Genomic DNA, 12,492 nt, shown 5'->3' on the forward strand with positions numbered 1-12,492 from the left:
CGATGAATGCCCCCCTCAACATCGCCATGCCCGCCGAGGCATCAGCCGCGCCAAGAAACTATCGGCTGCTGATCGACGGCAAGCATGTCGATGCGCGCGACGGCCGCACGATCGAGCGCAAGAGCCCCGGCCATGGCTTCACCGTTTCGCGCTATGCGCAGGCCGGCGAGGCCGAGGTGGAAGCGGCCGTGCAAGCCGCGCACAGGGCGTTCGAGACCGGCCCGTGGCCACGCATGAAGGCGGCCGAGCGCGCTGCGATCCTGTTCAAGGCGGCGGACCTGATCGAGACGCGGCTGGAAGACATCGCCCGGCTCGATGCACTGGAATCGGGCAAGCCGATCGCCCAGGCGCGTGGCGAGATCGGCGGCGCCGTCGACATCTGGCGCTATGCCGCCTCGCTCGCCCGCACGCTGCACGGCGAGAGCTACGCCAATCTCGGCGACGCCATGCTGGGCGTGGTCGTGCGTGAGCCGATCGGCGTCGTCTCGATCATCACGCCGTGGAATTTCCCGTTCCTGATCGTCAGCCAGAAACTGCCCTTCGCGCTTGCCGCCGGCTGCACGGCCGTGGTCAAGCCGAGCGAGATGACCTCGGCCTCGACCTTCGTGCTCGGCGACATCCTGCTTGAGGCCGGCCTGCCCGCCGGCGTCGTCAACATCGTTGCCGGCCTGGGCGGTGATGTCGGTGCGCCGATGGTCAGCCATCCCCTGGTCGAGATGGTGTCGTTCACCGGCTCGACCCGCGTCGGCAAGATGACGATGGCGTCCGCTGCGCAGTCGCTCAAGAAGGTCTCGATGGAGCTTGGCGGCAAGAACGGCCAGATCGTCTTCCCCGATGCCGATCTAGAAGCGGCCGCCGACGCGGCGGTGTTCGGCGGCTTCTTCAATGCCGGGGAATGCTGCAATGCCGGCAGCCGGCTGATTGTGCACGAGGCGATCGCCGACGATTTTCTTGCCACCGTAAAGGCACTTACGTCGAGAGTAGCAGTGGGAGATCCACTGGACGATCGAACCAAGGTCGGCGCGATGATCTCGTCCGACCATCTGGCCAAGGTGACCGGTTACGTAACGGCAGCTGCAAGCGGCGGCAGCAATGTCTACAGCGGCGGCCGGCAATTGGCCTCCAATGCCGGCCAATATCTCGACCCGACCATCATCCGCGGCGTCACCGAGGACATGGCCGTCGCACGCGAAGAAGTGTTCGGGCCGGTGCTCTCCGTGCTGACTTTTGAAACGATTGAAAAGGCGTTGCACATCGCCAACAACACGCCCTATGGTCTGTCGGCGGGCGTGTGGAGCGCCAGCATCGACACTTGCATGTCGGTGGCGCGTGGGGTGCGTTCGGGGACGGTTTGGGTGAACACATTCATGGAAGGTTATCCCGAGCTGCCTTTCGGAGGCTACAAGCAGTCCGGTCTTGGACGCGAACTCGGCAAACGCGCCGTCGAGGACTATACCGAGGAAAAGACAATCCAGTTTCATCGCGGCCAGCGCACAGGATGGTGGGTCGGCTGAGTTTGGAAGAACCCGGTGGGCTTCCACCGGTCGTGTAATGCAACAAGGGAGGAAGTACATGTTGCGCAAACTGCTTATCGGAACGGCTCTCGCATCGGGTCTGGCCTTCGCCGCCCATGCCGAGGACGTCAAGGAAGTGCAGATGCTGCATTGGTGGACGTCGGGCGGCGAAGCGGCTGCCCTCAACGTCTTGAAGGGCGATCTGGCCAAGGAAGGCTATGCCTGGAAGGACGTGCCGGTGGCCGGCGGTGGCGGCGACGCCGCCATGACCGCGCTGAAGGCAATGGTCGCGGCCGGCAATTATCCGACCGCCTCGCAGATGCTCGGCTACACCGTGCTCGACTATGCGGCGGCCGGCGTCATGGGCGACCTGACCGAGACGGCGAAGAAGGAAGGCTGGGACAAGTCGGTTCCGGCCGCCCTGCAGAAATTCTCGGTCTATGAGGGCAAGTGGGTCGCGGCTCCGGTCAACGTCCACTCGGTCAACTGGCTGTGGATCAACAAGGCCGTCATGGACAAGATCGGCGGCACCGAGCCGAAGACCTTCGACGACTTCGTTGCCCTGCTCGACAAGGCCAAGGCTGCAGGCGTGATCCCGCTCGCTCTCGGCGGCCAGAACTGGCAGGAAGCCACGATGTTCGACTCGGTCGTGCTGTCGACCGGCGGACCCGAGTTCTACAAGAAGGCCTTCAACGACCTCGACGACGCTTCGCTCAAGTCCGACACGATGAAGAAGTCGTTCGACAATTTGGCCAAGCTCGTCACCTATGTCGACCCGAACTTCTCGGGCCGTGACTGGAACCTTGCGACCGCCATGGTCATCAAGGGCGATGCTCTGGTGCAGGTCATGGGCGACTGGGCCAAGGGCGAGTTCCACGCCGCCAAAAAGACCCCGGGCACGGACTTCCTGTGCTACCGCTTCCCGGGCACTGACGGCTCCGTGATCTACAACTCCGACATGTTCGGCATGTTCAACGTTCCGGACGACCGCAAGGCCGCCCAGGTCGCACTGGCCACCGCCACTTTGTCGAAGAGCTTCCAGTCGGCCTTCAACGTCGTCAAAGGTTCGGTTCCGGCCCGTACCGACGTTCCCGACACCGACTTCGACGCTTGCGGCAAGAAGGGCATCGCCGACCTGAAGGCAGCCAATGACGGCGGTACGCTGTTCGGCTCGCTGGCTCAGGGCTATGGCGCGCCTCCGGCGGTCGCCAATGCCTACAAGGACGTCGTCTCGAAGTTCGTCCATGGCCAGATCAAGACCTCGGACGAAGCCGTGACCGAACTGGTCAAGGCGATCGACGACGCCAAGTAAGCGCCGGCCTCGAAAACACCTTCCCCGCTTCGGCGGGGAAGGTTTCATCCCACGATTGGCCGGCTCGACACCATGCCGACCAAGGACCCGTCCGCACGGGCCGCCTTGCCGCCTGACGGCAGCGCAGAGACGACCCGAAAACGGGAGGAGCTCATGAGCACGCTAGCAACAAGCCAGATCAAGCTGACGCCGGAGCATGCACGCCCCCGTGCCTCTGTGCGCTCGCGCCTGCAGGACGCCTTGCCGAAGATCGTGCTGGCGCCGAGCTTCGCCATCACCATCGTCTTCGTCTACGGCTTCATCCTGTGGACGATCTATCTGTCCTTCACCAATTCCAAGACCTTCCCGTCCTATGTCATCACCGGCGCGCGCGCCTATCAGCGGCTGTGGGGCTGGACCTTCGACACCGACCCGCCGTCGAGCTGGTACACGTCGATCACCAACATGGGCATTTTCGGCTTTCTCTACATCCTGATCTGCCTGGCGCTCGGCCTGTTCCTGGCCATCCTGCTCGACCAGAAGATCCGCGGCGAAGGCGTGCTGCGGCCGATCTACCTCTATCCCATGGCGCTGTCCTTCATCGTCACCGGCGTCGCCTGGAAATGGTTCCTCGATCCAGGACTCGGCCTCGAGCAGACCTTGCATCAATGGGGCTGGACGAGCTTCCATTTCGACTGGATCAAGAACAAGGATTTCGTCATCTACACGGTGGTCATCGCCGGTGTCTGGCAGGCCTCCGGCTTCATCATGGCGATGTTCCTGGCCGGCCTGCGCGGCATTGACGGCGAGATCATGAAGGCGGCGCAGATCGACGGCGCCACCACCTTCCAGCTCTACCGCCGCATCGTCATTCCGCTGCTCAGGCCGATCTTCCTGTCGGCCTTCATCGTGCTCGCCCACCTCGCCATCAAGTCCTACGATCTGGTGGTCGCGCTGACCAGCGGCGGCCCCGGCGGCTCGGCCTGGCTGCCGTCCAACTTCATGTATGAGTACACATTCAAGCGCAACGAGATGGCTGTCGGTTCGGCCAGTGCCGTGATCATGCTGATGACCATCGTCGCCATCATCGTGCCCTATCTCTATTCCGAACTCAGGGAGAAGCCGCGATGAGCGCTGTCACCACTCCCGCCCGCCAGGCTTCAGGCGGCGTCAACGTCAAACTCGTCAACCGCATCGTCATCTACGGGCTTCTGGCACTGTTTGCGCTGTTCTACCTGATGCCGCTGTTCGTCATGCTGGTCACCTCGTTCAAGACCATGGACGAGATCCAGAACGGCAACATGCTGGCGCTGCCCAAGGCGCCGACCTTCGACCCGTGGCTGAAGGCCTGGGGCGAGACCTGCGTCGGTCTCACCTGCGCCGGCATCAAGGGCTATTTCTGGAACTCCATCAAGATGGTGGTTCCGGCCGTGCTGATCTCGACCATGCTCGGGGCACTCAATGGCTACGTGCTGACCAAATGGCGTTTTCGCGGCGCGACACTGGTGTTCGGGCTGATGCTGTTCGCCTGCTTCATCCCGTTCCAGTCGGTGCTGCTGCCGATGGCGACGATCCTGGGCAGCCTCGGCCGCTTCGGCGTCTCGCTGCAGAACTCGGTCGGCACCAGCTTCGGCCTCGGCAACCCGACGGTCAACCTTGTCTTCGTCCATGTCGTCTACGGCATCGGCTTCACCACTTTGTTCTTCCGCAACTATTACGAGGCCTTCCCGACCGAATTGATCAAGGCCGCACAGGTCGACGGCGCCTCCTTCTTCCAGATCTTCCGCCGCATCATGCTGCCGAACTCGATGCCGATCTTCGTCGTCACCGTCATTTACCAGTTCACCAACATCTGGAACGACTTCCTGTTCGCTTCCGCCTACGCCGGCACCGGTGACGCCATGCCGATGACGGTGGCGCTCAACAACGTCGTCAACACCTCGACCGGCGTCGTCGAATACAACGTCAACATGGCGGCCGCGATGATCGCGGCTCTGCCCACCCTGATCGTCTATGTCGTCGCCGGCCGCTATTTCGTGCGCGGGCTGATGGCGGGCGCGGTCAAGGGCTGACCACATTCAGAAGGAACGACCATGGCTTTTCTGGAAATTGATGGGCTGAAGAAGCGCTTCGGGAATGTTGAGATCCTGAAGGGCATCAACGTCGAACTCGAAAAGGGCGGCTTCCTGGTGCTGGTCGGCCCGTCAGGCTGCGGCAAGTCCACTCTGCTCAACACCATCGCCGGCCTGGAGCAGATCACGGAGGGCGAGATCCGCGTCGACGGCCGCGCCATCAACGATCTGCACCCGTCCAAGCGCGACATCGCCATGGTGTTCCAGAGCTATGCGCTCTACCCGAACATGACGGTGGCCGGGAACATCTCCTTCGGCATGGAAATGCGCGGCGTGCCCGCCGACGAGCGCCAGAAGGCGATCGACAAGGTGGCCAAGGTCCTGCAGATCGGCCATCTCCTGCAGCGCAAGCCGAGCCAGCTCTCAGGCGGCCAGCGCCAGCGTGTCGCCATGGGCCGGGCGCTGGTGCGCGACCCCAAACTGTTCCTGTTCGACGAGCCGCTGTCCAACCTCGACGCCAAGCTGCGCGTCGACATGCGCATCGAGATCAAGCGCCTCCACGCCACGACAGGCACAACGATCGTCTACGTCACCCACGACCAGATCGAGGCGATGACGCTGGCCACCAAGATCGCCGTGATGCGCGACGGCGAGGTGCAGCAATTCGGCACGCCGGCCGAAATCTACAACAATCCGAGCAATGTCTTCGTCGCCGACTTCATGGGCTCGCCGGCGATGAACCTGATCCCGGCGACCATCGGCGGCAACGGCAGCGATCTGGCTGTCGTGCTCGACCGCGAGGCGCGTCAGCCGATCACTCTGCCGATGGCCAATGCGCCAGCCGGACTGTCGGCGTTCAAGGGCAAGCCGGTCATCTTCGGCGTCCGGCCGGAGGCCCTGACCGATCCGGAGGGCGCGGAGCGCAACGCCTCGCATATCGCCACCGCCGACTGCCACATCGAGGTTGTCGAACCGGCAGGCTCGGACACCTTCGCCGTCACCAATCTCGGCGGCAAGGGCGTGGTCGCGCGTCTGCGCGCCGACGCCAACATCCAGCCGGGCACCAACACGCCACTTGCCTTCAACCTGACCAAGGCTGTGTTCTTCGATCCGGCGACCGAGAACCGCATACGCTGATGTATGCCGCCCAAAAGTGGATCCGGTTTTGGGGCAACGATATGCATCAAAACAAAAACCTGAAGCGCGTCGGGACGCGATTTAGGCCATGACAAATCCGGACATCGTCATCATCGGCTCCGGCATCGGCGGCGCCACGATCGCCTCCGGTCTGGCCGGCAGCGGCGCTTCGATCCTGATGCTGGAGCGCGGCGAGCCCTTGCCGGCAACGCCGCATGCGCGCGACACGCGCTCCATCTTCGTCGACGGCCACTACCGGCCGAAGGAGATGTGGCGCGAAGCCGGCGGAGCCGCCTTCAATCCTGGCAATTACTACTATGTCGGCGGCAATTCGAAATTCTACGGGGCGGTGCTGATCCGCTACCGCAAGGAAGATTTCTCCGCCATGGAGCATTTCGGCGGGGTCTCGCCGGCATGGCCGTTTTCCTATGACGAGTTCGAACCCTGGTATTCGAAGGCAGAGCAGCTCTTTCGTGTGCGCGGCACGCTGGGGGAAGACCCGACCGAGCCGTTCCACTCGATCCCCTACGCCTACAAGCCGGTGCCCGACGAAGCGCCGATCGCGCGTGCGCGCGCCGAACTCAAGGGGCTGGGCCTGCATCCGGCCTCGCTGCCGCTCGGCGTCGACATCGACACCTGGCTGAAAGAAGGCAGAACCGGCTGGGACGCTTTTCCAAACACCGGTCAGGGCAAGATGGACGCCCAGACGGCACCGCTCGCGGCAGCGTTGAAAGACAGCAACATCCGGCTCGAGACCGGCTGCTATGTCGAATATCTCGAGGCGGCCCCCGATGGCAAAAGCATCGCCGCCATCCACTACCGCCAGAATGGCGAGCTGAAGAAAGTGTCGCCCAAGCTGGTCATCCTGTCCGCAGGCGCGGTCAATTCCGCCGTCATCCTGCTGCGCTCGCCCTCATCGGATGGCAAGGGCCTCGCCAACCGTTCCGACCAGGTCGGCCGCAATTTCATGAATCACAACTCCAGCGCCATGCTGGCCATCGACCCGCGCCGCAGAAATGATGCCGTCTACCAGAAGACGCTGATGCTGAACGACTACTACCTCTCGGACGGCAAGGGCGGCAAACCACTCGGCAATGTCCAACTGCTCGGCAAGATCGACGGCAACATGCTGAAGGCCAATGTGAAGACGATGCCGAGATTCGCGCTGGATTACATGGCCGGCCATGCCGTCGACTGGTACCTGATGTGCGAGGACCTGCCCGACCCCGAAAGCCGCATCATGGTCGACGGCAAGGACATCGTCATGCAGTGGCGGCGCTCCAACATGCAGTCGCTCGACGGGCTGACCAAGGTGATGCGCGAAAACTTCCGCGCCTGCGGCTATCCCATCGTGCTGTCGCGCCCCTTCGACAAACGCACGCCCTCGCACCAGTGCGGCACGATCAAGATGGGCGGCGATCCGGCGACCTCGCCGCTCGATCCATTCTGCCGGTCGTTCGACCACCAGAACCTGTTCGTCGTCGACGGCAGTTTTTTGCCGACATCGGCCGCGGTGAACCCGGCCCTGTCGATCGCAGCGCAAGCGCTGCGGGTGGCCGAACATATCCGCAAGAGCGAGCTTGCCGCATGACCCGCCCCGCGGCCATCGTCACCGGCGGCGCGCGCGGCATTGGTCTTGCCTGTGCCCAGGCCCTGGCCGATGCTGGCTTCGACATTCTGGTCGCCGATCTGGCCGAACAGGCGCCGGACGATCTGGCGACCGACATCACGGCACGCGGCGCGAAATTCGCTTATGTCCGTTGCGACATCGCCGATCTTGCCAGCCACGCCGCACTCGTCGATGCCACATTGCTTGCCTTCGGCCGCATCGACTGTCTCGTCAACAATGCCGGCGTCGGTGCCGTGGTGCGCGGCGACCTGCTGGAGCTGAAACCGGAGAATTTCGACCGTACGCTCGGCATCAACCTGCGCGGCACCGTGTTTCTCAGCCAGGCCGTCGCCAAGGCGATGCTGGCCACACCGGGCGACCGCATAAAGTCGATCATCACCATCACCTCGGTCAGCGCTGACATGGCCTCGCCGGAACGCTCCGACTACTGCATCTCCAAGGCCGGCCTTTCCATGTGGGTGAAGAACCTGGCGCTCAGGCTTGCCCCGGAGAACATCGGCGTCTTCGAGCTGCGGCCGGGCATCATCCGCACCGACATGACGGCAGGCGTGACCGCCAAATACGATGCCTTGATCGAGGGCGGACTGGTGCCGGCCAAACGCTGGGGCGAGGCTTCCGACATCGGCTCGGTGGTGGCGACGCTTGCCACCGGCAAGCTCGGCTTTTCGACCGGCTCGATCATCAATGTCGATGGCGCGCTCTCCGTGCCGCGATTGTAGGTGGAAACGACATGACCGATTACATCATCGTGGGCGCCGGCCCGGCCGGCTGTGTTCTGGCCAACCGGTTGAGCGAGGATCCGGGCAATTCCGTGCTGCTGCTCGAAGCCGGCGGCAAGGACTGGCATCCCTACATCCATATGCCGGCGGGCTTCGCCAAGATGACCAAGGGCATCGCGTCCTGGGGCTGGTCGACCGTGCCGCAGAAAAACATGAAGGACCGCGTCTTCTGGTACACGCAGGCCAAGGTGATCGGCGGCGGCTCCTCCATCAACGCCCAGATCTACACGCGCGGCAACGCCCGCGACTACGACGCCTGGGAGAAGGAAGACGGCCTCGCCGGCTGGGGCTATCGCGATGTGCTGCCCTACTTCAAACGCGCCGAGAACAACCAGCGCTACGCCAACGATTTCCACGGTGACCAGGGACCGCTGGGCGTGTCGAATCCGATCTCGCCGCTGCCGATCTGCGAGGCCTATTTCCGCGCCGGCCAGGAGATGGGTATTCCCTTCAATCCGGATTTCAACGGCGCTGCCCAAGAAGGCGTCGGCTATTACCAGCTGACGCAGAAGGACGCCCGGCGCTCATCCGCTTCGGTCGCCTATCTCAAGCCGATCCGCGCGCGCAAGAACCTCACCGTCCGAACCGACGTGCTGGTCACCCGCATCGTTGTCGAGAAGGGCCGCGCTATTGGCGTCGAGATCGTCGACAAACCGGGGGGCGAGAAGAAAATCCTGCGTGCCGAGCGCGAGGTGATCGTCTCGTCCGGCGCCATCGGCTCGCCGAAACTGTTGATGCAATCGGGCATCGGTCCGGCCGATCATCTGAAATCGGTCGGCGTCACGCCGGTGCACGACCTGCCCGGCGTCGGCTCCAACATGCAGGACCATCTCGATCTGTTCGTCATCGCCGAGTGCACCGGCGACCATACTTACGACAACTACGCCAAGCTGCACCGCACGGCCTGGGCTGGCCTGCAGTACCTGCTGCTCAAGAAGGGGCCGGTGGCTTCCAGCCTGTTCGAGACCGGCGGCTTCTGGTACGCCGATCCGACCGCCGCCTCGCCCGACATCCAGTTCCATCTCGGCCTGGGCTCGGGCATCGAGGCCGGCGTCGAGAAGCTGAACAACCCTGGTGTTACCTTGAACTCGGCCTTCCTGCGGCCGCGCTCGCGCGGCACCGTGCGGCTGAAGAGCGCCGACCCGGCCGACCATCCGCTGATCGACCCGAACTACTGGTCCGACCCCTATGATCGGGCCATGTCACTGAAGGGGCTGCGGCTGGCGCGCGAGATCATGCGGCAGAAGGCGCTTGCCCCCTACGTGCTGCGCGAAGTGCTGCCTGGCCCGTCGCTGGCCAGCGATGACGAGCTGGTCGACTATGCCTGCCGCACCTCGAAGACCGATCACCATCCTGTAGGCACCTGTCGCATGGGCCATGATGACATGGCCGTGGTGACACCGGACCTGCGGCTGCGCGGTATCGAAGGCTTGCGCGTCTGCGACGCCTCGGTGATGCCGCGCGTGCCCTCCTCCAACACCAATGCACCGACGATCATGGTCGGCGAAAAGGGCGCCGACCTGATCCTCGGTCGCGAACCGCTGCCACCGGCTGTGTTTTCCGGAAACCGGGCTGCTTGAAAGGAAAGAAAATGATCAGGCACTGCGTCTTCGTCCGGTTTCGCGATGATGTCCCCGACAGCGAGCGCGCGGCGATCCATGCCGACCTGGAAGCGCTGCGACAGGTGATCGACGGCATGGACACCGTCCACTTCAGCGGCAATGTCAGCCCCGAACCTTTCGCGCGCGGCTTCAATCATGGCTTCACCATCGATTTCCGCGATGCCGCCGCGCGCGACGCCTATCTCGTGCATGAGGCGCACCAGCGCGCCGGCGCAAGACTGGTCGCCGCACTCGAAGGCGGCACCGATGGATTGATGGTCTTCGATCTCGATCTTACGAAAAAGTGACCGGCGGCTCTTCGAAAGCCGGCTGATCGCTGTTCTCTTTTGCGAGCAGGGCGACATATCGTTCCTTTGGGGACCAAAGGAGGATGCCTTGAATCTCACTGGCGAGCAGAAGAAAACCGTTCTGGCCTCATTTCTGGGCTGGACGCTCGACGCTTTTGATTTCTTCCTTCTGACATTCCTGCTCACCGATATTGCGAGTGAATTCCACACAGATGTCCCGGCAGTCTCAAAGGCACTGTTCCTGACCTTGGCGACGCGCTTCATCGGCGCGTTCTTCTTTGGCATGCTCGCCGATAAATATGGGCGCAAACCCATGCTCATGCTCAACATCGTCAGCTATTCGGTGATCGGCGCGCTCGCCGCCTTCTCGCCCAATCTCGGCATTTTCCTGGCGCTGCGCGCTCTGTTCGGCATCGCCATGGGCGGCGAATGGGGGCTCGGCAGTTCGCTCGCCATGGAATCCATCCCGCCGAGTGCCCGCGGCATGGTCTCGGGCATCCTGCAATGCGGCTATCCGGCAGGTTACCTCTTGGCGGCGGTGGTCTATGGCCTGCTTTATCAGCAGACCATCGGCGGCTATACGATCGGCTGGCGCGCCATGTTCCTGCTCTCCTTCGTGCCGGCGCTGATCGTGCTCTTCATCCGCTCGCATGTGCCGGAATCGCCCGCCTTCGTCGAGGCGCAGAAATCGGTGAAGCCGGGGCTGCTGGAAACGCTGCAGAAGCACTGGGGCGTCGCGCTCTATGCCGTCGTCCTGATGATGTTCTTCAACTTCTTCAGCCATGGCACGCAGGATCTCTACCCGACCTTCCTGAAGAAGCAGCACGGCTTCGATCCGCACACCGTGAGCTGGATCACCATCGTCGCCAATCTCGGCGCCATTGTCGGCGGCCTGGCGTTCGGCGCCCTGTCCGAGAAGATCGGCCGCGTCAACGCCATCACTCTCGCCTGCCTGATCGCCCTGCCGTCGATACCGCTCTGGGCCTACAGCACGACGCCCTTCATGCTGGCCATCGGCGCCTTCGTCATGCAGGTCGCGGTCCAGGGCGCCTGGGGCGTCATCCCTGTGCATCTCAACGAACTGTCGCCGGGTGCGGTCCGCGCGACCTTGCCCGGCTTCATCTACCAGGCGGGCAATCTCGCGGCGTCCTATGGCGGCCCGTACCAGGCAAGCATAGCCGAGGCGCCCGGCGGCAGCTACGGCTACGCGCTGGCGCTTTTCGCCGGCGTGGTCGCCGTCTGCATCATCGTTGTCATCCGCTTCAGCCCGGAACGGCGCGGCCAGGTGATGACGGTGCTGAGTTAGAGGCGGCTAGCCCAGCCGCAGCGCAATGACACCCGCAACAATGCTGAGCGCGGCCGCGCCGCGCCAACCCGTCATCTTCTCACCGAGCGCGTAGACCGAGATCATCATGGCGAATAGGATCGAGGTCTCGCGCAGCGACGCCACCGAGGCGATCGGCGCCTTGGTCATCGCCCACATCACGATCCAGTAGGCCGCACCGCTGAGCACGCCGGTGAACAGCCCGGTCTTCCAGTCGCGCGCCAGAACCGGAAGCGCCTTGGGCCCACGAAAAATCAGGCACAGCACCAGCGCGCCAAAAGCATCGCAGATGAACAGCCAGGCGGCGTAGCTCTGCGCCGTTACCGCCAGCCGCGCGCCGCTGCCGTCGGACAGAGTGTAGCTGGCGATGAAGACCGAGGTGCCGAAGGCAAAACCGACCGCACGCAAATTGAGCTTCTCCAGATGCGCGCCGCCGCGAAACGACATCACCAGCGTGCCGGCCGACAAAAGCAGGATTCCGACAATGGCGAGCGGCGCGGGCACTTCGGCGACGACGAACATGCCTCCAATCGCGGCCAGCAAAGGTGCCGTGCCGCGCGCCAGAGGATAGGTCTGGGCGAAATCGCCGGCCTGGTAGGCGCCGATCAGGAATGTGCGGTAGCCCATGTGGAAGATGACCGAGGCGATGATGTAGGGCCACACCTCGGCCTTCGGCACTTCGACGAAGGGCAGCACCACGAGTGCGGCGGCACCCATGCCGAGCGTCATCAGCGTGATCGACAGGAAGCGGTCGAGATGGACCTTGACCAGCGCGTTCCAGATCGCGTGCATGGCAGCGGCGGCAAGCACCGCGAAGAAGACGAAAAGCGTCATTT

General features: G+C 63.5%; 11 protein-coding genes. 10 read left to right on the forward strand and 1 reads right to left on the reverse strand.

Features of this window, described 5'->3' with window-relative positions; translation table 11 throughout:
* Positions 1-2 precede the first annotated feature (2 nt).
* The 10 genes from FJ977_RS12790 (at position 3) to FJ977_RS12840 (ending at position 11,638) form a co-directional block, all read left to right on the forward strand.
* Entirely contained in the window at positions 3-1,514 is a 1,512-nt protein-coding gene (locus FJ977_RS12790) for an aldehyde dehydrogenase family protein (protein ID WP_140771885.1), read from the forward strand.
* A 58-nt stretch (positions 1,515-1,572) separates the two neighbouring features.
* Positions 1,573-2,826, forward strand: a complete 1,254-nt coding sequence (locus FJ977_RS12795) for an ABC transporter substrate-binding protein (RefSeq protein ID WP_056595179.1) — start codon at positions 1,573-1,575, stop codon at positions 2,824-2,826.
* A 153-nt stretch (positions 2,827-2,979) separates the two neighbouring features.
* On the forward strand, positions 2,980-3,936 hold the full coding sequence (locus FJ977_RS12800) for a sugar ABC transporter permease (RefSeq protein ID WP_140771886.1): 957 nt from the start codon (positions 2,980-2,982) through the stop codon (positions 3,934-3,936).
* Positions 3,933-4,877 (forward strand): carbohydrate ABC transporter permease, encoded by a 945-nt coding sequence (locus FJ977_RS12805; RefSeq protein WP_140771888.1) that lies wholly within the window; start codon positions 3,933-3,935, stop codon positions 4,875-4,877. Before FJ977_RS12800 ends, FJ977_RS12805 begins: the two co-directional genes overlap by 4 nt.
* Positions 4,878-4,898: 21 nt before the next feature.
* Positions 4,899-6,014 carry an ABC transporter ATP-binding protein gene (locus FJ977_RS12810; RefSeq protein WP_140771890.1) on the forward strand — a complete coding sequence of 372 codons (1,116 nt, stop codon included), beginning with the start codon at positions 4,899-4,901 and terminating at the stop codon, positions 6,012-6,014.
* An 88-nt stretch (positions 6,015-6,102) separates the two neighbouring features.
* On the forward strand, positions 6,103-7,605 hold the full coding sequence (locus tag FJ977_RS12820; protein WP_140771894.1) for a GMC family oxidoreductase: 1,503 nt from the start codon (positions 6,103-6,105) through the stop codon (positions 7,603-7,605).
* Positions 7,602-8,363, forward strand: a complete 762-nt coding sequence (locus tag FJ977_RS12825) for a 3-ketoacyl-ACP reductase (protein WP_140771896.1) — start codon at positions 7,602-7,604, stop codon at positions 8,361-8,363. The genes FJ977_RS12820 and FJ977_RS12825 overlap by 4 nt, the downstream gene beginning before the upstream one ends.
* Positions 8,364-8,374: 11 nt before the next feature.
* Positions 8,375-10,003, forward strand: coding sequence for a choline dehydrogenase (locus FJ977_RS12830; RefSeq protein ID WP_140771898.1), 1,629 nt, complete (start codon positions 8,375-8,377; stop codon positions 10,001-10,003).
* 11 nt (positions 10,004-10,014) lie between these two features.
* The gene (locus FJ977_RS12835) at positions 10,015-10,332 is read left to right on the forward strand and encodes a Dabb family protein (RefSeq protein WP_140771900.1); all 318 of its coding nucleotides are present in this window, start codon (positions 10,015-10,017) and stop codon (positions 10,330-10,332) included.
* A gap of 88 nt (positions 10,333-10,420) precedes the next feature.
* Complete coding sequence (locus tag FJ977_RS12840; RefSeq protein WP_140771901.1) at positions 10,421-11,638, forward strand: MFS transporter; 1,218 nt, start codon at positions 10,421-10,423, stop codon at positions 11,636-11,638.
* Positions 11,639-11,644: 6 nt separating this feature from the next.
* On the opposite strand, the gene FJ977_RS12845 is transcribed toward FJ977_RS12840, so the two are convergent.
* Complete coding sequence (locus FJ977_RS12845; protein WP_140771903.1) at positions 11,645-12,490, reverse strand: EamA family transporter; 846 nt, start codon at positions 12,488-12,490, stop codon at positions 11,645-11,647.
* Positions 12,491-12,492 lie beyond the last annotated feature (2 nt).

It is taken from the genome of Mesorhizobium sp. B2-1-3A, from assembly GCF_006442655.1.
Taxonomy (GTDB): Bacteria; Pseudomonadota; Alphaproteobacteria; order Rhizobiales; family Rhizobiaceae; genus Mesorhizobium.